This is a genomic window from Pseudomonas helleri, assembly GCF_001043025.1.
Classification (GTDB): domain Bacteria; phylum Pseudomonadota; class Gammaproteobacteria; order Pseudomonadales; family Pseudomonadaceae; genus Aquipseudomonas; species Aquipseudomonas helleri.
In genome coordinates, this window is sequence record NZ_JYLD01000002.1 from 527,715 (window position 1) to 550,894 (window position 23,180).

The 23,180-nt window shown below is 62.5% G+C and carries 21 protein-coding genes; 14 read left to right on the forward strand and 7 right to left on the reverse strand.

Annotated features, from left to right (window positions below):
- Nucleotides 1-33 precede the first annotated feature (33 nt).
- The 13 genes from eat (at nucleotide 34) to TU84_RS05140 (ending at nucleotide 12,701) form a co-directional block, all read left to right on the forward strand.
- Nucleotides 34-1,482, forward strand: coding sequence for an ethanolamine permease (gene eat / locus TU84_RS05080; RefSeq protein WP_048367672.1), 1,449 nt, complete (start codon nucleotides 34-36; stop codon nucleotides 1,480-1,482).
- 52 nt (nucleotides 1,483-1,534) lie between these two features.
- Nucleotides 1,535-2,935: an ethanolamine ammonia-lyase subunit EutB gene (locus tag TU84_RS05085; protein ID WP_048367673.1), complete on the forward strand. Its 1,401-nt coding sequence runs from the start codon at nucleotides 1,535-1,537 to the stop codon at nucleotides 2,933-2,935.
- A 2-nt stretch (nucleotides 2,936-2,937) separates the two neighbouring features.
- Nucleotides 2,938-3,738: an ethanolamine ammonia-lyase subunit EutC gene (eutC, locus tag TU84_RS05090; RefSeq protein WP_048367675.1), complete on the forward strand. Its 801-nt coding sequence runs from the start codon at nucleotides 2,938-2,940 to the stop codon at nucleotides 3,736-3,738.
- A 266-nt stretch (nucleotides 3,739-4,004) separates the two neighbouring features.
- Nucleotides 4,005-4,652 (forward strand): DedA family protein, encoded by a 648-nt coding sequence (locus TU84_RS05095; RefSeq protein WP_048367677.1) that lies wholly within the window; start codon nucleotides 4,005-4,007, stop codon nucleotides 4,650-4,652.
- A gap of 13 nt (nucleotides 4,653-4,665) precedes the next feature.
- Nucleotides 4,666-5,478: a M90 family metallopeptidase gene (locus tag TU84_RS05100; RefSeq protein ID WP_048367679.1), complete on the forward strand. Its 813-nt coding sequence runs from the start codon at nucleotides 4,666-4,668 to the stop codon at nucleotides 5,476-5,478.
- A 102-nt stretch (nucleotides 5,479-5,580) separates the two neighbouring features.
- Nucleotides 5,581-6,108 carry an inorganic diphosphatase gene (gene ppa / locus TU84_RS05105; RefSeq protein WP_016779241.1) on the forward strand — a complete coding sequence of 176 codons (528 nt, stop codon included), beginning with the start codon at nucleotides 5,581-5,583 and terminating at the stop codon, nucleotides 6,106-6,108.
- 234 nt (nucleotides 6,109-6,342) lie between these two features.
- Complete coding sequence (locus TU84_RS05110) at nucleotides 6,343-7,098, forward strand: LexA family transcriptional regulator (RefSeq protein WP_082148622.1); 756 nt, start codon at nucleotides 6,343-6,345, stop codon at nucleotides 7,096-7,098.
- Between the two features lie 407 nt (nucleotides 7,099-7,505).
- On the forward strand, nucleotides 7,506-8,084 hold the full coding sequence (locus TU84_RS05115) for a TetR/AcrR family transcriptional regulator (protein ID WP_048367682.1): 579 nt from the start codon (nucleotides 7,506-7,508) through the stop codon (nucleotides 8,082-8,084).
- 136 nt (nucleotides 8,085-8,220) lie between these two features.
- Complete coding sequence (locus TU84_RS05120) at nucleotides 8,221-9,297, forward strand: ABC transporter substrate-binding protein (protein WP_053225188.1); 1,077 nt, start codon at nucleotides 8,221-8,223, stop codon at nucleotides 9,295-9,297.
- Nucleotides 9,294-10,127: an ABC transporter permease gene (locus tag TU84_RS05125; protein WP_048367684.1), complete on the forward strand. Its 834-nt coding sequence runs from the start codon at nucleotides 9,294-9,296 to the stop codon at nucleotides 10,125-10,127. Before TU84_RS05120 ends, TU84_RS05125 begins: the two co-directional genes overlap by 4 nt.
- The gene (locus tag TU84_RS05130) at nucleotides 10,124-10,891 is read left to right on the forward strand and encodes an ABC transporter ATP-binding protein (RefSeq protein ID WP_048367686.1); all 768 of its coding nucleotides are present in this window, start codon (nucleotides 10,124-10,126) and stop codon (nucleotides 10,889-10,891) included. Before TU84_RS05125 ends, TU84_RS05130 begins: the two co-directional genes overlap by 4 nt.
- Nucleotides 10,892-10,969: 78 nt before the next feature.
- On the forward strand, nucleotides 10,970-11,524 hold the full coding sequence (locus TU84_RS05135) for an OsmC family protein (RefSeq protein ID WP_048367688.1): 555 nt from the start codon (nucleotides 10,970-10,972) through the stop codon (nucleotides 11,522-11,524).
- On the forward strand, nucleotides 11,517-12,701 hold the full coding sequence (locus tag TU84_RS05140; protein ID WP_048367690.1) for a flavin-containing monooxygenase: 1,185 nt from the start codon (nucleotides 11,517-11,519) through the stop codon (nucleotides 12,699-12,701). The genes TU84_RS05135 and TU84_RS05140 overlap by 8 nt, the downstream gene beginning before the upstream one ends.
- A 479-nt stretch (nucleotides 12,702-13,180) precedes the next feature.
- Here the strand turns inward: TU84_RS05140 and TU84_RS05145 are convergent, their stop codons facing one another.
- The 6 genes from TU84_RS05145 to TU84_RS05170 are packed head-to-tail and all read right to left on the reverse strand — an operon-like array spanning nucleotide 13,181 to nucleotide 20,308.
- Nucleotides 13,181-14,029 carry an alpha/beta fold hydrolase gene (locus tag TU84_RS05145; protein WP_048367692.1) on the reverse strand — a complete coding sequence of 283 codons (849 nt, stop codon included), beginning with the start codon at nucleotides 14,027-14,029 and terminating at the stop codon, nucleotides 13,181-13,183.
- Complete coding sequence (locus TU84_RS05150; protein WP_048367694.1) at nucleotides 14,016-15,239, reverse strand: LLM class flavin-dependent oxidoreductase; 1,224 nt, start codon at nucleotides 15,237-15,239, stop codon at nucleotides 14,016-14,018. The genes TU84_RS05145 and TU84_RS05150 overlap by 14 nt, the downstream gene beginning before the upstream one ends.
- The gene (locus tag TU84_RS05155; RefSeq protein ID WP_048367695.1) at nucleotides 15,236-16,861 is read right to left on the reverse strand and encodes a dipeptide ABC transporter ATP-binding protein; all 1,626 of its coding nucleotides are present in this window, start codon (nucleotides 16,859-16,861) and stop codon (nucleotides 15,236-15,238) included. The genes TU84_RS05150 and TU84_RS05155 overlap by 4 nt, the downstream gene beginning before the upstream one ends.
- Nucleotides 16,858-17,706, reverse strand: a complete 849-nt coding sequence (locus tag TU84_RS05160) for an ABC transporter permease (protein WP_048367697.1) — start codon at nucleotides 17,704-17,706, stop codon at nucleotides 16,858-16,860. The genes TU84_RS05155 and TU84_RS05160 overlap by 4 nt, the downstream gene beginning before the upstream one ends.
- Nucleotides 17,703-18,695, reverse strand: coding sequence for an ABC transporter permease (locus TU84_RS05165; RefSeq protein WP_048367699.1), 993 nt, complete (start codon nucleotides 18,693-18,695; stop codon nucleotides 17,703-17,705). Before TU84_RS05165 ends, TU84_RS05160 begins: the two co-directional genes overlap by 4 nt.
- Complete coding sequence (locus TU84_RS05170; protein WP_082148623.1) at nucleotides 18,692-20,308, reverse strand: ABC transporter substrate-binding protein; 1,617 nt, start codon at nucleotides 20,306-20,308, stop codon at nucleotides 18,692-18,694. The genes TU84_RS05165 and TU84_RS05170 overlap by 4 nt, the downstream gene beginning before the upstream one ends.
- 275 nt (nucleotides 20,309-20,583) lie before the next feature.
- Here TU84_RS05170 and TU84_RS05175 point away from each other — a divergent pair, with 275 nt between their 5' ends.
- Nucleotides 20,584-21,960 (forward strand): tetratricopeptide repeat protein, encoded by a 1,377-nt coding sequence (locus TU84_RS05175; protein ID WP_048367700.1) that lies wholly within the window; start codon nucleotides 20,584-20,586, stop codon nucleotides 21,958-21,960.
- A 111-nt stretch (nucleotides 21,961-22,071) separates the two neighbouring features.
- Here the strand turns inward: TU84_RS05175 and TU84_RS05180 are convergent, their stop codons facing one another.
- The gene (locus tag TU84_RS05180) at nucleotides 22,072-23,064 is read right to left on the reverse strand and encodes a P1 family peptidase (RefSeq protein WP_048367701.1); all 993 of its coding nucleotides are present in this window, start codon (nucleotides 23,062-23,064) and stop codon (nucleotides 22,072-22,074) included.
- Nucleotides 23,065-23,180: the final 116 nt, after the last annotated feature.

A 23,180-nucleotide genomic window follows, 5' to 3' on the forward strand; every position in this document is an offset into this window, starting at 1 on the left:
TTTTCCAAACTATAAAAGAACAGGTGATCTGAAATGCCTAGCGAACCCAATGCGGCTCCCGCAGCAAATTCCTCTGTCGATTTTGAAAAAGTCGGCTCCGAATACTTTCAACAACGTGAACTGAAAAAAGGCGCTGCCGGCTGGGTCCTGCTGGTGGGCCTGGGCGTGGCGTACGTGATCTCCGGCGACTACGCCGGGTGGAACTTCGGCCTGGCCCAGGGCGGCTGGGGCGGGATGTTTATCGCCACCCTGCTGATGGCCACCATGTACTTGTGCATGTGCTTCTCGCTGGCCGAACTGTCATCGATGATCCCCACCGCAGGCGGCGGCTACGGCTTTGCCCGCAGTGCTTTCGGGCCGTGGGGCGGGTTTCTGACCGGCACCGCCATCCTCATTGAATACGCCATCGCCCCCGCCGCCATTGCGGTGTTTATCGGGGCGTATTGCGAGTCGCTGTTTGGCATCGGCGGCTGGATGATTTACCTGGCCTTCTACATCATTTTTATCGGCATCCACATCTTCGGCGTCGGTGAAGCGCTCAAGCTGATGTTCATCATCACCGCCGTGGCCGCCATTGCCCTGGGCGTGTTCCTGGTCGCGATGGTGCCGCACTTCAGCGTCGCCAACCTGCTGGACATCCCCGTCACCCAAGCCAAGGGCGCCAGTTCGTTCCTGCCGTTTGGTTATGTTGGCGTGTGGGCGGCTATCCCCTATGCGATCTGGTTTTTCCTCGCGGTCGAAGGCGTGCCACTGGCCGCCGAAGAAACCAAAAACCCCAAGCGCGACCTGCCCCGCGGCCTGATTGGCGCCATGCTGGTACTCGCCACCTTTGCCCTGTTGATCCTGTTCATCGGCCCCGGCGGCGCCGGTGCCCACCACTTGATGACCTCGGGCAACCCACTGGTAGAAGCACTGAGCAAAGCCTATGGCGGCTCAACCTGGATGGGCAGCTTCGTCAACCTGGTCGGCCTGGCCGGTTTGATCGCCAGCTTCTTCTCGATCATTTACGCCTACTCGCGTCAGATCTTCGCCCTGTCCCGTGCAGGCTATTTGCCACGCAAGCTGTCTGAAACCAACAAGAGCAAAGCCCCGGTATTGGCGCTGATCATCCCCGGCATTATCGGCTTTGGCCTGTCCCTGACCGGTCAGGGTGACTTGCTGATTCTGGTGGCGGTGTTTGGCGCGACCATCTCGTACGTGCTGATGATGGCTGCGCACATCACCCTGCGCATTCGTCGCCCCAAAATGGAGCGTCCTTATCGCACCCCGGGCGGTATTGTCACTTCAGGCACCGCTTTGGTGCTGGCCTGCGTGGCCGTGGTCGCCGGGTTCCTGGTGGATCCGCGCGTAGTGATTGGCGCTGCGGTGATCTATGGCGTATTAATTGCCTACTTTGCTTTTTACAGTCGACACCATTTGGTCGCCGGTACGCCGGAAGAGGAATTCGCAGCCATTCAACAGGCTGAGCAATCCTTGCACTAGTCGCTGAGAAACCCGCCAGGCGCACCGCGTCTGGCGTTAAGGAGCACCTTGTATGGCAACTTTTTCTCACGCGGTGGGGACACAGACCTACCGTTTTGACAGCCTCAAAGACGTCATGGCCAAAGCCAGCCCGGCCCGTTCCGGGGACTTTCTGGCCGGTGTTGCCGCGACCAATGATGGCGAACGCGTCGCGGCGCAAATGGCATTGGCTGACATCCCGCTCTCGTACTTCCTGCAAGAAGTGCTGATCCCTTACGAGTCCGACGAAGTCACCCGGCTGATTATCGACAGCCATGATCGACAGGCTTTTGCCACGGTCAGCCATTTGACCGTGGGCGGCTTTCGTGACTGGCTGCTCAGTGACGCCGCCGATGAACACACGCTGCGCGCATTGGCCCCCGGGCTCACCCCGGAAATGGTCGCGGCCGTGTCGAAGATCATGCGCGTGCAGGATTTGATTCTAGTGGCGCAGAAGATCCGCGTGGTCACCCAGTTTCGCGGCACCATGGGCTTGCGCGGGCGCTTGTCGACCCGACTGCAACCCAACCACCCCACCGACGACCCGGCCGGGATTGCCGCGAGCATTCTCGACGGCCTGCTGTACGGCAATGGCGACGCGATGATCGGCATCAACCCGGCCACCGACAGCATCGCCTCAATCTGCGACCTGCTGAACATGCTCGACGCGATCATCCAGCGCTATGACATCCCGACCCAGTCCTGCGTGCTGACCCACGTCACCACCTCCATTGAGGCGATCAACCGTGGCGTGCCGCTGGACCTGGTGTTTCAGTCGATTGCCGGCACCGAAGCGGCCAACGCCAGCTTCGGGATTAACCTGAATGTGCTGCAAGAAGGTTACGAAGCAGGTTTGAGCCTCAATCGCGGCACGTTGGGCAACAACTTGATGTATTTCGAGACCGGGCAAGGCAGCGCGCTGTCGGCCAACGCGCATTTCGGCGTTGACCAGCAAACCTGCGAAACCCGCGCCTACGCCGTGGCCCGGCACTTCAAGCCGTTCTTGGTTAACACCGTGGTCGGCTTTATCGGCCCCGAGTACTTGTACAACGGCAAACAAATTATCCGCGCCGGGCTCGAAGACCACTTTTGCGGCAAGTTGCTCGGCGTGCCGATGGGCTGTGATATTTGCTACACCAACCACGCCGAAGCCGATCAGGACGACATGGACAACCTGCTGACGCTGCTGGGCGTGGCCGGGATCAACTTCATCATGGGCATTCCGGGATCGGACGACATCATGCTCAACTATCAGACCACGTCCTTTCATGACGCACTCTACGCCCGAAAAACCTTGGGATTAAAGCCTGCGCCCGAGTTTGAACACTGGTTGAGCAAGATCGGAATTTTCACCCAGAACGATGGCCGGATTGAATTTGGTCATCAGTTGCCGCCTGCGTTCCGTCAGGCGCTGGCCCATTTGGGAGGGCGCTGAGCATGGCCACCGACACCCTTAACCCGTGGCTCGAACTGCGCCGCCTGACCCCGGCACGTATTGCCCTTGGGCGCACCGGCACGAGCATGCCGACCCAGGCGCAACTGGACTTTCAATTTGCTCACGCCCAGGCGCGGGACGCGGTGCATTTGCCGTTTGATCATGCCGGGCTGAGCAGCCAATTTGCTGAACTGGGCCGTGACAGCCTGCTGGTGCACAGCGCCGCCAGTGATCGCCACAGCTACCTGCAACGGCCTGATCTGGGGCGCAAACTCAATGACGCCTCGGCGCAACAGTTGCGCGACTACGCGCAGGCCAACACGGGCGGCTTCGATGTTGTTGTGGTAGTAGCCGACGGGTTGTCCGCGTTGGCGGTTCATCGTCACACCGTGCCTTTTTTAACGCGCATGCAAGAGCACTTCAGCACTGAAGGCTGGCGCCTGTCGCCGGTGGTGCTGGTTGAGCAAGGCCGGGTGGCCGTCGCCGACGAGATTGGCGAACTGCTGGGCGCCAAGATGGTGGTGATGCTGATTGGGGAACGCCCGGGCCTCAGCTCGCCGGACAGCCTCGGGCTGTACTTCACCTACGGGCCGAAGGTGGGTTTGACCGACGCGTACCGCAACTGCATCTCCAACGTCAGGCTTGAAGGCTTGAGTTACGGCATGGCCGCTCATCGGCTGGCGTACCTGATGCGCGAGGCCTGTCGGCGGCAGTTGTCGGGCGTCAACTTGAAGGACGAAGCCCAGGTACAGACCCTGGACGTGGCCGCGCCCAACGAAAACTTTCTGCTAAAAGACGCGTAATCACGCGCAAAACCCTCTGTAGGAGCGAGCTTGCCTCGCGATCTTTTGATCTTTAAAAAACAAAAGATCGCGAGGCAAGCTCGCTCCTACACGTTTGGTCAAGCACAACTAATACATGCTTCGCTACAAACTCAGGCAGCACAATTTGTCTCAATCCGTATAATCCCCCGGAACCAGAATGTACGAAAAAACTACATTCGTTGTAGTTAACTACCTACTCCCCCGCACAGACCTGCTGAGCCGGGTCATCAAGACAGGTGCCTTACATGGATTTCAACCCTATCGACATTATCCTGCACCTCGATGTGTACCTGGACATGCTGGTAAGAAACTACGGTGTATGGATTTACGCCATCCTGTTTCTGGTGATCTTTTGTGAAACCGGGCTGGTGGTCATGCCATTTTTGCCGGGTGATTCGTTGCTATTTATCGCCGGCGCCGTTGCCGCGGGCGGTGGCATGGACCCGGTATTGCTGGGCGCACTGTTAATGCTGGCGGCGATTCTGGGTGACAGTACCAACTACGTCATCGGACGAACGGCCGGGGAACGCTTATTCAGCAACCCCGACTCGAAGATCTTCCGTCGTGACTACCTGCAAAAAACCCACGATTTCTATGAGCGTCATGGCGGCAAAACCGTGACCATGGCGCGCTTCCTGCCGATCTTCCGCACCTTCGCGCCGTTCGTGGCCGGTGTGGCCCGCATGTTCTACCCGCGCTTCTTCATGTTCAGCGTGTTCGGCACCATCCTGTGGGTCGGCGGCCTGGTCACCCTGGGTTACTTCTTCGGTAACGTACCGTTCATCAAAACCAACCTGTCGCTGCTGGTGGTGGGCATCATCGTGCTGTCGTTGGTGCCAATGATTATTGGTGTAGTACGCAGCCGTTTCGGACGCAGCCCTTCCAAAGCCTGATCGGAGAACGGCAATGTGGTCGCTGAGTGAATGGAGACGCCAGCGGATTCTGGCGCAGCACCCGGTGGCGGAGGACGTCTGGCATGACGTGCGCCAACACCTGAGTATTCTTGACGGGCTGGACGACGCGCAGGACAAATGGCTGCGCGAAAGCAGCGTGTTGTTCCTCAAGCAAAAACACCTGACGCCCATGCCCGGCGTCGAGCTGACCGAAGAAGGCGAGCTGCTGCTCGCCGCCCAGGCGCAACTACCTTTACTCAACCTGGGCGATCTGGACTGGTATCAGGGCTTTCATGAAATCGTCCTGTACCCCGATGACTTCGTCAGCCCCCAGCGCCACCGCGATTCCAGCGGCGTAGAACACGTGTGGGAAGGCCATCACAGCGGTGAAGCCTGGCAGCACGGCGCGGTGATTCTGGCTTGGCCGGGCGTACTGGCCAGTGGTCACTGGGAAGGTTACAACCTGGTCATTCACGAGCTGGCGCACAAGCTGGACATGCTCAACGGCGCCGCCAACGGCATGCCGCCGCTGCACAGCAACATGCAAGTGACTGACTGGACGAAGGACATGCAGCAAGCCTTCGATCACCTCAACCACTATCTGGACCACCACAACCCGGACCACGCGCCCATCGATCCGTACGCCGCTGAAAACCCGGCCGAGTTTTTTGCCGTCACCAGCGAGTACTTCTTTAGCGCGCCCGACCTGCTGCACCATGTCTATCCGCTGGTGTATAAGCAGCTCAGCCTGTTTTACCGGCAGGACACCCTGGCCCGCTTACGCACGCTACAGAGTGAACACCCTGATTACCGTGCACATCACTGATACCGCCAGACGTGACGTGGTTGCAGGAATACGCCTATAATCGCCGCCACTTTTTGGCCACATCGGCCAAGTAAACTGGCCTACACACGGGGGCACCGCCCAATGAGCTACAGCAAGATTCCGGCTGGCAAAGACCTGCCGAATGACATCTACGTCGCCATCGAGATTCCGGCTAACCACGCGCCGATCAAATATGAAATCGACAAAGACAGCGATTGCCTGTTCGTTGACCGCTTCATGGCGACCCCGATGTTCTACCCGGCCAACTACGGCTTCATCCCCAACACCCTGGCTGACGACGGTGACCCCCTCGACGTGCTGGTTGTGACCCCTTACCCGGTTGCTCCAGGTTCGGTTATCCGCGCGCGTCCAGTCGGCATTCTGCACATGACCGACGACGGCGGCGGCGATGCCAAAGTAGTAGCTGTGCCTCACGACAAGCTGTCCCAGCTGTACGTTGACGTGAAAGAGTACACCGACCTGCCACCGCTGCTGATCCAGCAGATCCAGCACTTCTTCGAGAACTACAAAGACCTCGAAAAAGGCAAGTGGGTAAAAATCGAAGGTTGGGGCGACGCAGAAGCTGCCCGCGCCGAGATCACCAAATCGGTTGCTGCCTACAAAGGCTAAGTGCACACCGGCAGGCGTTTTCAGCCCGCCCGACGCACTCAAAAAACCCCGGCTCGCCGGGGTTTTTTATTGCCGTCTAAACACCCGCAACACAGCCCGTTCATCGGTTTTGCGCGATAACCGGCATACCGTAAGAAATCTCCTTTTAGCTCAGGGAAATGTCTCTTTTTCACCGTTTTTTTTGAACGTTTAGTTTATTTAAACGGTGCTGTCTTCTCCGTAAACTCCGCATTCATGAATACATCCGGTGATCGCCTCAGAACCCTCCTGCGGGAGTGTCATTTATCCGCTTCGGACTTCGCCGCCAATCGCCGCGTTACGCCGCAGCACGTCAACAACTGGTTCAAGCGTGGTATACCCATGGCCCGACTGGACGAAATCGCCGAACTGTTGTGCGTTAACAGCCGTTGGCTGCGCACGGGTGAAGGCACCAAACATCCAGGAGCCCCCAGCATTAGTCCTACGGCACGCAACACCGCGCCCAAACAACCCGTGAGCACTCACCCCTACACCGTCTCAACCACCCCCCATGACATCGACGTCCCGTTCTACAACGAAGTGTTAAATGCCAGCGGCTCAAGCCAAACCCATGTGGCCCAGATCATGGACTGTCAAATCCGCCTGAGCGCGGCCATCCTGCAGGCCATGGACGTCGGCCACGACCAGGCCATCTGCGCGCCCATGCTCGGCAACAGCATGGCGCCACGCATAGAAGACGGCTCCACCCTGGCCATCGACAGCAGCCTGACCCACATCGTGGACGGCGAAATCTACGCCATTGAGCATGACGGCATGCTGCGCATCAAATACGTCTACCGCCAGCCCAGCAATGGTTTACGCCTACGCAGCCACAACCACGAAGAGTTCCCGGACGAACTCTACGGTGCGGCGCAGATACAAGAACAACGCATACGCATATTGGGCTGGGTATTCTGGTGGTCCACCCTCAATAAACGTCGCCCGCCAGTCCCGTGCAAACTGGCGGAATAGAGCCTTGGCGCGCGAACCAGCGAAGCCACAAGAGGAATTTGTGCTGGGAAATGTAACCGATTCCCAGTATGCTTCGCTCCACTCGCGCAACCCCTTGCTCAGGCAGGCCGGATTGCAGGGGCCGCCGCAAAAAGCGGCCATGCCCCACACCAGCCCAACGCGCTGGTCGCCCCGATTTGAAGGCGAGTACGGTTTGCCAAAAACAAACCAAACCCGCCCCCGAGAAGCCGGCCACAAGCCGGCTTTTTAATGTCTGAAATAAAAAGCTGCTACGGCCCAAAACTGTAGGAGCGAGCTTGCCTCGCGATCTTTTGACTTGCCTTTTCGCCCCCCAAATCCTTCCCTAATCCCCCCCCACTCATTACCCTGCACGCAGCCCCCCACTTGATTCAGCCGGAATTGATTTGATGGAAAGTACACACCCGACCGTTGCCAAGGAGCGTTTGCTGGAGAGTGCCCGGCGGTTGTTTTGCCGTGAGGGCATTCATGCCACGGGCGTTTCTCGTCTGCTCAGTGAGGCCAAGGTCGCGCGGCGTACGTTGTATGAGAGTTATGGCTCGAAGGAGAATCTGCTGCGCGCGGTGTTCGATCGCGAGGCGGCGATGTGGTTTGGCTGGTTTGATCATTCGCTGCCCCAGCACACGGATGATCCGGAGCAGCGTCTGATTTTTCTGTTTGATCTGCTGGAGGCGTGGTTCGCCAGCGGGCGCTTTTTCGGCTGCCTGTTCACCAATGCGGTGGCGGAGCACGATAAGTCTTCGAGTTGGGTACGGGACTTGGCCCAGGAGCATTTTGATCGGGTGCATGCCCGCATCGAGGCGCTGGCCGTGGCCTCTGGCCTGCGTGATCCGGCGTGGATGGCGCAGCAGATTGCGCTGTTGATCGACGGTGCCATCGCCACCGCGATGGTCACGCGCAATGCGCAGAGTGCGCAGGTGGCGCGCTCGATTTTGTTGATCCTGCTGCGCGAGGCGAAAGCCGTCTAGACCGAGCCTCTCGGCCTCACTTATTCCATACAGAACTAAGCTAAGGCTAAAAAATTAGTTCTGCTTATATTGCAGATCTCACATACTTCGCACGCCTGCCGAGAACGATCGGTCTACCTGTTTTGGGATGCGTGTGATGCGAGATTTTTTCCAGCGGTTGTTCTCCACTTCTGACGCCCGAGCGACGTCCGCACTCCAGCCCAATCTGAGTCGCCGCTCGTTCATGTGCGCCTGTGGCTGCGGCATGCTGGCCTTGAGCAGTGTGGGCACCGCGCTGTTGGCCGCCGCCAGTGAGGTCGAAGCCGCCACCGGCGGGCCGCTGTTGCGCGTCGGGCACATGCCCGCGGGCTGTGTCTCGCATTTGCTGCTGGCGAAATTGCGCGGCGACTTCGCTGCGGCAGGCATTCAGGTCGAATTGACCCAGTTCAACAGCCCAAGCGATGCGTTGCAGGCGTTGCTGGCCGGGCGTCTGGACTTGATGCACGGCCCCTGGACCATGACCGCAGCCGCCTATGCCAAAGGCACCCAAGACCTGCGCATCATCGGCGGCTCCGGGCAAGGCGGCATCGAACTGGTGGCACGCAACGGCTCGGTGGCCAGCCTTGACGAATTTATTGCCGCCGCAGGCAGCGGTTTGCGCGTCGGCACGCTGCGTCTGGACACCCTGGAGTTGGTGGGTTACGGCTCGATGGCGCGCCACGGCAAGTCCTATAACGATTACCAAATGACCTTTTTCCCAAGCATGGCCGGCATGGGCGAAGCCATCGCCAACGGCCGTCTGGACGTCTGCACCCTGGCCCAGCCCTATGCGCAGAACGTCGTCAGCACCACCGGCGCGCGCTATTTGAGCGACTCCAATGCGGTGTGGGGCCCGGAAGCCGCCGACTGCGTGATCACCACCCAAGTACGGACCAGCGAAGAACAAGGGCCGCTGCTCACGCGCTATCTGGAGCTGCTGCAAGCTTCGGCGAACGCAATGAAAGCCGACTTCGACGGCGCTGTGCAGCAGTTGCAGCCGGTGTACGGGGTGTCCAATGACGTGCTCAAAGTGGCCCTGGCGCGCCAGTCGCCCAACCCGGTCATCAGCCCGGTGGGCGTGGCAGGCCTCAAGCGCGGCGCGGGGTATCTGGTTGAGTTGGGCTACTTCACCGACAACCCGATCGACGCGGTACTCGACCTTCGCCATCAACCGGCCGCTCAGGTGACGGGATGAGCGAAAGCATTTTGACCCTCAACCCGCCGGTCGAGGCGCGGCGCCCGTCGCGGTATCTGCACGCGCTGCGCGACACCCTGTGGTTTCTCCTGGCCTGGGCGCTGTTGATCGGTGCGTGGGAGTTGGCCGTGCAGGTCGGCTGGCTGGACGGCCGCGTGCTGCCGCCGCCCAGCGTGACGCTGCCGTACGCGTTTTCCGGTGAAGCGGTGGTGGGTTTCGGCCAGCAGCGCAGCGGATTGCTGGAGGCCTTGCTAGTGACCTTGATGCGGGTCAGCGGCGGGCTGCTGGCCGGCAGCCTGGCGGCGCTGGTGCTGGCGGTACTGATCACCGAAGTGAAGCTGTTGCGCCGTTTGATCCTGCCACTGGTGCAAACCCTGGCGCCGATCTCGCCAGTGGCCTGGGTGCCCTTCACCATCGCGGTGATCGGCATTGGTGGCCAGGCGGCGGTCTTCGTGGTGTTCCTCGCCGTGCTGGGCACCATGACACTGTCGCTGAGCGCCGCACTGGACGCCATCAACCCGCAGTACCTGAACATCGCCCACAACCTGCGCTGCACCCGCAAACAGATCTGGCTGCGGGTGCGCTTGCCGGCGATTGCGCCGAGCGCGATGACCAGCCTGCGCATGGCCTTTTTCGGCGCGTGGATGGCGGTGCTGGCCGGGGAAATGGCCGGGATCAATTCCGGGTTGGGCTACATGATCATCATGGCCCAGCAGATGTACAACATGCCGTTGGTGATGGTGGGCGTGATGACCATTGGTGCTGTGGGTTTTGTGGTGGATCGCCTGTTGCTGTTGCTCGGGCGCCGTTTTAGCGGGTGGTCGTCATGAGCCGGGGCGCCACGCTGAGCTTTCGTGGCCTGAGCAAGCAGTTTGAAGGCGGCACGCGGGTCGATGTCGGTGATCTGGACATCAAGGCGGGCAGCTTCACCGTGCTGCTGGGGCGCAGTGGCTGCGGCAAAAGCACCTTGCTCAACATCGCCGCCGGTCTGCAACAGCCCAGCACCGGGCACCTTTTGTATGACGGCCAGGCGTTGACGGGCAACAAACCCGACAGCGCGCTGATCTTCCAGCAGAACAACCTGTTCCCGTGGATGAGTGCGGCCGAGAATATCGCCATCGCCCTGCTCAACCGTGGGCTGAACCGCGAAGACGCCAACCGGCGCGCCGGGCAATTGCTGGCCGAGGTCGGTTTGGCCGAGTTCGCCCAGCACCGGCCCGGCGCGTTGTCGGGCGGCATGTGCCAGCGCATTGCGTTGGCCCGAGCCTTGGCGCTGGAGCCACGTTTGCTGCTGCTCGACGAGCCGTTTTCGGCACTGGACGCCCAGACCCGGCGCTTGATGCAGGAGCAATTGCTGCGCGCCTGGAGCAACAGCGGCGCCACTGTATTGATGGTCACCCACGACCTGCAAGAGGCGCTGCTGCTGGCCGACCGCATCGTGCTGATGGCCAGCGCGCCCCACGGGCACATCGCGCAGATCCTCGAAATCGACATGCCGCGCCCGCGTCTCGGGCGCTCGGAAGCACTGCTTGATCTGCAAGAGCGGCTGGACGCGTTCCTGACCCACGAAACCCGGCTGGCCGAGCATTTTTAGTTAACACGGGACCTCCCGACTTACTTGATTGGCACCCGGTCATTCGACCGATACGCCGCCCTTTGAAGAGCAAAGACCATGAGTGAAACCACACACCGCGTGACCATCAACGGACTGCACGTCAACGCTGGCCGCGAAGTTCGCGAGCGCATTCGTGCCGATGGCGAAGGTGACATTGCCCGCCCGCTGTACCAGACCTCCGTGCAGTGGACCCAGGGCTACCAGACCCAGACCACGGTCAAGTCCGGCGCGGTCCTGCACGGTGACGAACCGTGCGCCTACGGTGGCGCCGGGCTGGGTGCAACGCCTCAGGAACTGCTGCTGGCCGGTATCGGCAACTGCCTCGCGGCCACTTACATCGGCGGCTTGTCGGCCTCCGGGGTCAAGGTCAACAGCCTGGTGCTGGACGTTTCCGGGCGGGTGGATTTCCGGGCCGCGTTTGGCGTGACCAGCGGCAACCCGGGCTTTGAAAGCATCCAGGTGCAGGTGCTGATTGATACCGAAGAATCCTCCGAGCGCGTCGACGCCTTGCTGGCCAAGCTGCTGCCAACCGCGCCGATCCCCGACACCATCATGCGTCCGGTGCCGCTGACGGTGGAGGTTCAACACACTGGCGGCGCCACCCATGGCTGATAACGAGCACTCGGTGCTGGTCGTGGGCGGCGGGCCTGCGGGGCTGTCGTGCGCCTACGAACTGGTGCGTGCGGGCCTGCGCCCGCTGGTGCTGGAGCGCACGCAGGCGGTGGGGGATGTGTGGCGCAACCACTACGACGGCCTGCGCCTGAACACCGGGCGCTGGTTTTCCAGCTTGCCGGGCCTGCGCTTCCCGTGGTCGGCAGGGCGCTGGCCAAGCCGTGATGACCTGGCCAAGGAGCTGGCAGCGTTGCCAGCCCGTGGCGGTTTTAATGTGCTGACCGGCTGCGCGGTGGTGAATATCGAGTACCTCGCGGGGCCAGGGCTGTGGCAAGTGCGCTGCCGGGATGACCGGGTGTTTCGTGCGCAGGCGCTGGTGATTGCCACCGGCACCTCGTGCGTGCCGTCGATCCCGCAGTGGCCGGGAGCGCAGCACTTTACCGGGCAGGTGGTTCACGCGGCCCACTTCGGCAATGCTCGCCACTACGTGGGCAAGCACGTGGTGGTGGTCGGCAGTGGTAATTCATCCTGCGAGATTGCCAGCCGTCTGGTGCCCCATGCCGCGTCGGTCACGTTGTCGGTGCGGCGGGCGCCGCACTTTCTGCCCAAGAGCCTGTTCGGCGTACCGCTGGCGGCGCTGGGCACGTTGATTCGTCGACTGCCGACGCGCTGGAGCGACGCCGTATTGAGCGGATTGTCGCGGCGCTGGGTCGGGGATTTGTCGGCCTACGGCCTGCCACAACCGGCGCAAGGCGTTTCCGGTTTGGGCAGCGTGACCCCGACGCTGTTCATGCCGGTGATCGACGACCTGAAACAAGGCCGCATCAAGGTGGTGGGGCCGGTACTGGAACTCAATGAGCAAAGCGTCGTCGCCCACACCGGTCTCGACCGTACACAGCGCTGCACGCTGAACACCGACGTGATCGTCGCGGGCACCGGTTACACCACCGGCCTTGAGAACCTGATCAACTACCCTGCGCCGCTCACCGCCGACGGCAAACCAACGGTGGATGCCCAAGGCCACTCCACCGTGGCCAAAGGGCTGTTCTTCATCGGCTACCGCAACCCCATCAGCGGCCAGTTGCGTGAAATCGGCTTGCAGGCACCGGGCGTGGCAGCAGGGGTCAAGCGTTATCTGCAACCCCAGCTAAAACCTGTAGTCGCTGCCGAAGAATGAGGCTGCGATGGCTTCACCCTGTAGGAGGGGACCGCCCCGTCTTCGACGCCGCGCTGTCGCGCAGCAAACAGGCCGCCGAGTATCTTCAGCATCCCCCAATCGGTTCCCTCTCCTTCGGGAGAGGGATAGGGTGAGGGGGCTCTTGACTTGAGTACATATCCGTTGCTGCGGCAACGGCCACTTAGGGTTCCGGCCTTACGCCGCGTCACTTTGCAAAAGCGGCAAAGTAACCAAAACGCTTTTGCCCCTACCCCTCGGTGCCTCGCTTTGGCTCGGCATGCCCTCACCACAGGCCTTGCTCCGTAGGCCCGCCGCGATCGGCCATCCATGGCCGTGTCGCGGCTAACCCGGCGTCCTGCCGGGTTACCCACTGCGCAAAACCTGCGTTCGGCCAGCGTGGTTTAATGGGGCCTTTTAGATCAAGATCAAAAGCAAGATCTAGATCAATAGATCGCGAGGCAAGCTCGCTCCTACAGGGGTCAACAGTTAGCCGCTAAACGCTCGAAAGCTTGCAGCACTTGCTCCGGGCGTTCGAGCATCAGTTGATGGCCGCAGGGCAATACCTGGTAGTGCGCGTTGAGCAGGTGGCGGGCAAGGGCTTCGCCGCCGCTGGCGGGGGTCAGGCCGTCGGTTTCGCCAGACACTACGTACACCGGCACATCCAGCCCGGCCAACGTTTGGGCGTCGGGCCATTGGGCGTTGTTCATCAGGGCTTTGAACACGTCCAGGCGGTTGCGCTGGGCCAGGCCATCCTCGTAGTCGACCAACGCCGGATCAGCCTCAGGGTGCCAGGCGCGGGCGCGAAAGTCTTTGGCCAAGATCGGCCGTAATAACGTCAGCAGCCAGTTCGGCAAACTCAACAACCCACCCGTCCCCACCGGGCGATGCAAGACGCTGCCCAGCAGCAACGCGCCGTCGATGCGCAGCGCCGGTTGCTGGCGCGGCAATGCGAGCAAAGTGCTCATGGCCAAGCCGGTGCCGTAGGAGTGCGCCACGTACAGGTTGCGCGGCCCGGCATAGCGCTTGAGCACCGCCAGATTGTCGGCCACCAGTTCGTCCCAGGCGTAGGCGTTGGCGTCGCGCGGTTTGTCGCTGTCGCCATGGCCGAGCAGGTCCCAGGCCACCAAGGTGTAGCTCTGCTCGCTCAAGTTGCGCCATAGCTCGCGCCACTGGTCTTTGTTGCCGCCGCTGCCATGGCCCAAAAACACCACGGTGTCGCGGTTGCCCTGATGCACGGCCACGCTCAGTCGCCGTCCGGGGCGCACTTCAATCAGTTGGCCACGCACCAGTGGCAGATGGGCGAATCGGTTGGGGTCAGCCTTGGGCACTTTTGGCCTCCTGAGCAGCAAAATAATCGGGACGGGGCAGGCCAAGATGATCACGCAACGTGCGGCCTTGATAAGCGCGGCGGAACAGCCCACGGCGCTGCAACTCAGGCACTACCTTGTCGACAAACGCATCCAGCGAACCGGGCAAATACGGCGGCATCACGTTAAAGCCATCGGCGGCGCCTTCGACAAACCATTGCTCCAGTGCGTCGGCCACGTGCCGCGCATCGCCCACCAGTACCAGATGCCCGCGTGCCGCTGCCATGCGCAAGTAAAGCTGGCGAATGCTCAAGCCTTCTGCTCGGGCCACACGGATCAGCAGGTCACGACGGCTGACCCCCGACTCGGTGGCGGGCAGTTCAGGCAGCGGCCCGTCCAGCGGGAAGGCCGAGAGGTCGGTGCCACCGGCAATGTCCGCGAGCAGCGACAGGCCCACTTCGGGCTGCACCCACCCTTGCAACTGATCAAACAAGGCCTGCGCTTCGTCCGCCGTGTCAGCGACGATGGGCATCACCCCCGGCATGATTTTGACCTGCTCGGCGCTACGCCCGTATTTGGGCAACAAGGCCTTGAGGTCACGGTAAAAACGCTGGGCGCCCGCCAGCTCAGGTTGTGCGGTGAACACCACTTCGGCATGGGCCGCTGCCAGCTCGCAGCCTTCCCGTGAGGCGCCGGCCAGCACTTGCACCGGCGCTACACCGGCGCTGGCCCAACGTTGCTGCACCTCGGCCAAAAAGCGGTGGGCCCGTTCATAACGTCGGGCGTGTTCAAAGTGGCCGTCTCGTCCAAAGTTGAAGGCTTCGTTGGCATTGCTGGAGGTCACCAGATTCCAGCCGCTGCGCTGCCCGCTGAGGGCTTCAAGGGAGGTGAAGGACTGGGCCAGCGACTCAACCGAGTTGTAAGAGGTGGTCACCGTCGCCACCAGGCCAATGCGCTCGGTGACGGCGGCCAATCCCGCCAATAACGTCAGCGGCTCAAAGTGCTCGGTGCGCGACATGCGGCTCAGCGCCTCAACGCTGCCCGGCAACATGGCCAAGGTGTCGGAGAGGAACAGCGCATCGAAACAGCCGCGCTCGGCAGTGCGGGCCAGTTGCTGATAGTGGGCGAAGTTCAGGCCGCCATCGGCCTGCGCCTCGGGGTGGCGCCAGCCCGCGATATGGTGCCCGGTGGCCATCAAAAACGCGTTGAGACTCATCATCCGTTGGCTCATGGTGTGGCCTCCAGCACCGGGGTATGCAGCGCAAAATCTTGCAGCAGCCTGCGGGTGTAAGGGTGATTCGGTTGGCCGAGCAGCGCGGCGGTCGCGCCCTGCTCCACCACTTGCCCGGCCTGCATCACGGCGATGCGGTCACTCAAGCGCGCCGCCACGCGCAGGTCGTGGGTGATGAAGACAATACTCAGCTTCAACCGCCGTTGCAGGTCCTCAAGCAATTCAAGAATTTGCACCTGAATCAGCGCATCGAGTGCCGACACGCATTCGTCTGCGATCAGTACTTTGGGCTCCACCGCCAAGGCTCGGGCGATGCCGATACGTTGGCGCTGGCCGCCGGAAAACTCATGGGGATAACGCTCCAGCGCGGTCTCTGGCAGGCCCACCAGGCCCAGCACTTCTCGTGCTTTTTCTGCCGCCTGCGCCGGGCTGCGGCCTTGGGCCAGCGGCCCGGTCATCAGTTGCGTGCCGATGCGCTGGCGCGGGTTAAGCGAGGCAAACGGGTCCTGAAAGATCATTTGCACCTCGCCACGCTGCCCGCGCAACCGCGCTTCAGGCAGTTCGGTGACGTCACGCCCGTGCCAGTGCAAGCTGCCGCCATCGCTGCGCAATAAACGCACGAGGCAGCGGCCCAAGGTCGATTTGCCCGATCCGGACTCACCGACGATGCCCAGGGTTTCGCCTTCGGCCAGTTGCAGGTCGACACCCGCCAGCGCCCGCGTGGTACGCCGCCCCCACCAGCCGAGGCGGCGGCTGAAGTGTTTTTCCAGTTGCTGCGCCTGCAACACCGGCTTGCCCGGCGCCAGGGTCGGGCGCGGGTGATCGGGTGCCGCAGACACCGCCGCAATCAACTGCCGCGTGTAGTCTTGCTGCGGCGCACCGAGCACCTGAGCCGCCGTGCCTGCTTCTACGTGATGGCCCTTTTGCAACACCAGCACGCGGTCGGCAATGGCCTCGACCACGGCAAAGTCGTGGGTGATAAACAGCATGGCCATGCCCTGCTCACGCTGGATGCGCCGCAGCAAATCGAGAATTTGCCGTTGCGTAGTCACGTCCAGCGCTGAGGTCGGTTCATCCGCAATCAACAGCTTCGGCGCGAAGGCCAGCGCCATGGCGATCACCACCCGCTGACGCTGGCCACCGGACAACTCAAACGGATAAGCATGGTAGAGCCGCTCCGGGTCCGGCAGGCCGACATAGCCGAGCAGTTCGACAACTCGAGCGCGGCGCTGGGCGCGGTCTTTCACACCATGGGCCTGCAAGGTTTCGTCGATCTGTCGACCCACACTGAGCAACGGGTTGAGCGCGCTCATCGGCTCTTGAAAAACCATGCTGATGTCGCGCCCGCGCAAAGCGCGCATGGCCGGTTCATCCAGGTTGGCGAGGTCTTCACCACGCCAGCGCAGGGTGCCGTGCTCGATTTTTAGAGGTGCTGGCAGCAGGCGCAGCAGGGCCTTGGCCAGCATCGACTTGCCCGAGCCGGACTCGCCCACCACGCACAGGCATTCGCCTTCGCGCACGTGCAGCGACACGTCATGCAGCGCGTGGCTGCGGTCGCCACCCGCAGGCAGTGCGATGCGCAGGTGCTCGACGTCGAGCAAAATCGGTTGGGCTGCGCTCATGCGGAGTCTCCAGGGCGACGGGCAGGTTCAAAAGCAATGCGCAGGCCTTCGCCCACACGGTTAACCGCCAGCACGCAAAACAGAATCGCCAGCCCCGGCATCAGGCTCATCCACCAGGCGTCGCGCAGCATCCCGCGCGAGGCGTTGATCATGTAGCCCCAGCTCATGGCATCCGGGTCGCCAAGGCCAAGAAAGGCCAACGCGGCTTCGGTGAGAATCGCTGTGGCCATCACAAAGCTCAGCGTCACCAGCAACGGCGCCAAGGCGTTCGGCAGGATTTGCCGGAACACGATGGCCAACGGCGCTTGCCCCAGCACCCGCGCGGCCTGCACAAATTCACGCTGACGCAGACTGAGGAACTCGCTGCGCACCAACCGCGCCACCGCAGGCCAGGCGACCAGCGCGATGGCCAACACGATGGTGCCCAGCGACGGCTCCAGCACCGCCACCAAAATCACCGCCAGCACCAGTTGCGGAATGATCTGGAAGAACTCGGCCACGCGCATCAGCACCGCGTCCAGCCAGCCGCCGAAGTAACCGGCCAACGCCCCCACCAGCAAGCCGGTGAGCAAGGTGGCCAGCGTCGCCAACACGCCCACCGACAGCGACACCCGGGCGCCGTACAGCAAGCCGGTGGCCAGGTCGCGGCCCAGCATGTCGCTGCCCAGCCAATGCCCGGCCTGGGTAAACGGCGCGAGCATGGGCGTGGTGTTCATCTCCCAGGGCGAGCCCTGGCAGAGCCACGGTGCCGTCACGGCCAGCAGGCCCAGTAGCAATAAAAACAGCGCGCCGATCAGCGCCGCAGGTTGCCCGATAAAACGTTGCCACACACTGGAATCCCTCATCGTGCTGCCCCTTCGGCGCCGATGCGCGGGTCGATCAGGCGGCAGGCCAAATCCGTGAGCAGGTTGAAACCGACCACCAACACCGAGATCAGCAAAAAGCCGCCCAGCAACACGCTGTAATCACGTTGGGACAGGGCGTCGTACATCAAGCGGCCGATGCCCGGCCAGGAATACACCACTTCAATCAGCAAGGCGCCGCTGGCCAGTTGCCCCAGTTGCAACCCGGCAAAGGTCACCACCGGCAGCAGCGCGTTGCGCAGCACGTGGGCGAAGACGATCCGTGACGGCGCCAGGCCTTTGGCACGGGCCGTGTAAACATGCTCCTGTTGCAGCGCCTCCAGGGTGGCGGCGCGGGTCAGGTGCACGTACAAAGCCAGGAACAGAAAGCTCAGCGACAGGCACGGCAGCACCAGATGGCGCAGGCGGTCGCCCAGCCAGGCGAAGCCGCTCAGGTCGGCGGCGACGGTCTGCATGCCGAACGCGGGCAGCCAGTCGAGCTTGACCGAGAACAACACGATCAACAGCATCGCCAGCCAGAACGGCGGCGTGCCGTACAACAACAGCGCACCGTTGGAAATCAGTCCGTCCAGCCAGCGGCGGCGCTGGCGGCTGAGCGCAGCCAGCGCGCCAAGGGCCACGCCGAACAGTGACGAGATGACAAACGCCGAGCCCATCAGGCTCAAGGTGGCGGGCAGGCGCTCGGACAACAAGTCCCAGACCGGCGCCTGATTGCGGTACGAATATCCCAGATCCAGGTGCGCCACCTGCCCCAAGTAGTGCAATAACTGCTGGGGCAACGGCTGATCGAGCCCCATCTCACTGCGCAGCTTGGCGATGTACTGGGCATCGTCGACCCCGGCCTCACCGGCCATCAACTGCGCCGGATCCCCCGGCGCCAAACGCACCAGCAAAAAGCTCAGCACCAGCACGCCAAGGATCATCAGCAGCGCACGCCCAAGGCGCGCGCCGAGGAACCACACGCCGCTCATGGCGCCGGGGCGTCCAGGTAGACGCTCTCGTAGTCTTCGTTAAGGCTGGTGGCGGTTTGCAGCAGGTTTTTCACCTGGCTGTGGAACAGCGTCGGGTAGCGCATCTCAAAGATCGGCGCCACCGGCAGGTCGTCGTTGAGCTTGTGCTCCAGCTCGCTGTACACGCGAGTCCGCTCCGCGCCTTCAGGGGTGTCAGCAACCTTGCTCCACAGGTTGTCCACGTCCGGGTTGCTGTAGCCGCCGACGTTGGCGAACGGCGAGGTTTTAAGGATGTAGTCGGTGCGGTACAGGTAGGCGTTGACCAGATACGGGTCGCCGATCTGGAAGATAAAGTTGTAGGTCAGGTCAAAGTCCCAGTCGCTGACGCGCTGGAACCAGGTCGCCGCGTCCGACGTCACCACCTGCACTTTGAAACCCAGCGGCTGCAAGGCCTGGCGGGTGTACTCGGCCAGACGTTCCCAGGCGCCGCCTTTTTCACCGTTGAGCAAACGAATGCGCACCGCGCCCACGTCCACTCCGGAATCAGCGATCAGCGCCTTGGCTTTGGCCAGGTCATAGCCGTACTGCGGCAGTTGCGGGTCGTGATAAGGCGAGCTGGAGGCGAAAGCACCGGGCGACACCTTGCCCGCACCAAAGAAGATGTTGTCGACGATAAACGGACGGTTCAGCGCATACAGAATCGCCTGGCGAACCTTGGGGTTGTTCAGCGGTGGCTTGCGGGTGTTGAACTGCAAGTAGGCCAGCCCTGAGTACAGCTCCCATCCCTTGTCCGAAGACTCCACGCCCGGCAGTGCGCCCAGGCGCTTGAGGTCGGAGTAGTCGGCATCGCCGCTGCGCAGCACCTGCACGTCGTTGCGCTCAAAAGCGGCAGCACGCGACGAGCCGTCCGGGATCACGTGAAAGACAATCGCGTCCAGGTGCGGCAACCCCTTTTTCCAGTAGTTCGGGTTTTTCACCAGCTTGATGTAAGCGCCGCGCTTCCACTCCTCAAACTTGAACGGCCCGGTGCCCACCGGCTTGAGGTTGTAAGGGTTGCTGCGAAAATCAGTGCCCGCGTAGAGGTGCTCCGGGGCAATCGGGCGCAGGCCGCTGCCGAGCAATGACAGGAACGGCGCAAAAGGTTTTTTCAGGTGGAAGACCACTTGGTGCGGCTGGCTGGCGTCGATGCTGTCGAGGTACTCCTCGAACACGCTGGCAATGCGTTTATCGACTTCGGGGTAGAAGGTGCCGAAGCTGAACTTCACGTCAGACGCGGTGAACGGCTTGCCGTCGTGCCATTGCACGTCGGGCTGCAATTCAAAGGTGTAGGTGAGGCCGTCCGGTGACACCGTCCAGCTGCGCGCCAGCACCGGCTTGGGCTTGAGATCGGTGTCAAAGGTCAGCAAGCCCTGGAGGATCTTGCCGCTGACGTATTGGGTCGAGACATGGGTGACCACCCCGTGCATCAGCGACGGCGGCTCGGGCTGGGCGATCAGGTTGAGCACACCGCCGTCTTGCGGGGCGGCGTGAACGCTGGCGGCAAACACGGCGGCACTGGCCAGCAGGCCCAAGCGTTTGAGGGCAAGGCGCAGCGGCCCGGGGCGAGGCGGATGACGATGGGCTGGACTGGACATGCGAACTCCTGGCGTTAATTGCTCGGGGCATGCGGCCCCACTGCCAAGCAGTTTTGCAAGGGGTGTGCCACTCCCCGGCGGGCCGCTGAACCGGCGGCGCAGCGGTCTGCGGCGCTGGCGCATTGATGAAAAATCCACAGCCCCGGACCTGACTGTGGAAAAAGCAACAGTGGCCAACGTGTTGTTTTCCCCCCAGTGCGCATGACTGCGCAGCCGCACGAACTGGCACAGCCCTTGCCCTGTACAACGGATCGACCTTTGAGCGGACACCTCGCATGTCACACGACTACCTCGGCAACCCCATCGACACCGACCACCCCTTGGCGCGTCAGGCGCTGGACGATTTCACCTTGGGTTTTCTCAGCTACCACCCGCGTGCCGAGGGGATTGTGGCCAGCGCCGAGCGCCACCCGGAATCGGCGCTGAGCAATGCCCTGGCAGGCATCCTGATGATGTTCAGCGAATCACCGGAAGGCCCGGTACTGGCCGAGCGCTTTCGCACAATCGCCGCGCAGGTGACCGACCCGCTGCCACGGGCAGCGCTGTATGTGGCGCTGTTGCAGGCGTGGATCAACGAAGACCTCGACCAGGTGCTGCACCTCAGCGAAACGCTGCTCGACCAGTACCCCCGCGACCTGTTCGCGGCCAAGCTCAACCAGTACGTAGAGTTCAATCGCGGCAACTGGCCGGCGCTGCTGCGCATCGCCCTTAAGGCTGTGGCGGCCAGCGACGATATCGCCCAGAGCCACGGCATGCTGGCCTTCGCCTACGAGCAATGCCATTTGCTGGATGAGGCCGAAGCCAGTGCGCGCCGCGCCCTGCAACTGCAAGCGAGCGAACCCTGGGCGCAACATGCGCTGGCCCACGTGATGCTGACCCAAGGGCGCATTGAAGAAGGCATCGGTTTTCTGGAAAGCGTCAGCCACCATTGGCAGGGGCTCAACTCGTTTATGTACACCCACAACTGGTGGCATCTGGCGCTGTTTTATTTGGCCCGTGGCGATGAGGCGCGGGTGCTGGAGATCTACGACCAGCATGTCTGGGGCGTGCTGCCGGCGTACTCCCAGGACCAGATCGGCGCCGTGTCGCTGCTGGCCCGCCTGGAACTGGCAGGGATTGATGTGGGTGAGCGCTGGCAGGCACTTGCGCCGTATCTGCAACAGCGCCATGCCGATACCGTGCAGCCGTTTTTGAGCGTGCAATACCTGTATGGATTGGGCCGCGCAGGCAAGCCCGAGGCCAATCAATTACTGCACGCATTGCGCGAGCACGCCCTTGAGGCGCCAGTGTTCAGCCGGGCGGTCTGGGCCGAGGTCACCCTGCCGCTGGCCGAAGGATTGCTGGCCCATGCCCGTGGTGAACACCCAGTGGCGCTGGAACGTTTGGGCGTGGCCCTGCCCCGCTTGAACGACATTGGCGGCAGCCATGCGCAGCGCGACCTGTTCGCCCAGATCGAACTGGACGCACGCCTGCACGCGCAAGACTGGGCCGGGGCGCAGCAGGTGCTGGAATTGCGTCGTCGTTATGACGCACAGGACGTACCGACCAACCGGGCGCTGGAGCGGGTTTACCAGGCGCTGGGCTTACCGACATTGGCGCAAGCCGCCGCAGCGCGGGTTGAGGCGGTGCTCAACACCCCACACACCCCATAACCCCCTGACACCCGTGGGAGCGGGCTTGCTCGCGATGCAGACAACTCGGTATCTCTGCCAGACCACGTTGATCCGATCGCGAGCAAGCCCGCTCCCACAGATTTGGGGGTTTCAACGGCGGGCTTGATAAACGCCACGGGCGATGGCGCGGGCCACGCAGGTGGCCGCCGCCGAACCGATGCGGCCGATATCGACCTGGCGGCGGGCGCCAGCACTCAGTTCAACCTCGCCGCTGGCCAAGGCAAATACGGTGTCGCCATCGAACGGCAAGTGCGCCGGGCGCACCGCCATGGCAATGCCGTCCTGAGCCATGATGGCCACGCGTTTGCAATCGGCGGTGCTCATCTGCGCGGTGCTGGCGACCACCACCAACGTGGTGTTGGCACCGGCTTGCAGGCGGCCCATGGAGTCGAGCCGTGACAGTTCAGGCATCGGGTCGTTGCAGTCCTGTTCGCCCTGCGGCCGCGCACCTCCCGCCTCGCCGGCGATTTCCCACGGCCACGCCCAGAAGGTTTCGCCATCGGGCATGTACACCGAGCCGATCGGGTTGGCCACCACCAGCGCGGCCACCATCAGGCCGTCGCCCAAATCCAGCGAGGCCGAGCCCAAACCGCCTTGCAGCACGCCCGCCATCGCGCCCCGCCCCGCGCCTGCCGCCCCCAGGTCGAAATCCTCGGCGCAGTTGTTCAGCGCCTCAAAGCCCAAGCGACGATAAGGCGGCTCCAGCCCCCAGTCCTTGTCGCCGTCATTGGACAGGTCGTGCAACACGGCAGCCGGAACGATAGGGATGGCCGGCGCGCCCGCCTTCAAATGCAGGCCAATACCTTGCACCGACAACGCCGCCGTCACCGCATCCGCAGCGCCCAGGCCAAACACCGAGCCGCCAGAGAACACCAGCGCATGCAACTGCCCGACCATGTTCTCCGGCTCCAGCGCCGCCGACTCGCGCCCGCCCGGACCGCCGCCACGAATGTCGACGCTGGCGGTACACGGGCGATCGGTGCGGATCACCGTGACGCCCGTATCGACACGTTCATCGATGGCGTGGCCGACCAGCAGGCCAGGGATGTCGGTGAGCAAGTTGCGGGGTCCGGGATGTGGCATTCAATTGCTTCCTGAAAAGGTGGTGGTACCCGATGTGGAGCAAGTGATGTGCCAAAGCCGAGAGCGCCGTCAACAGCCGGTTCGCCATCCAATGCCCCTGTAGAAAAATCAACACC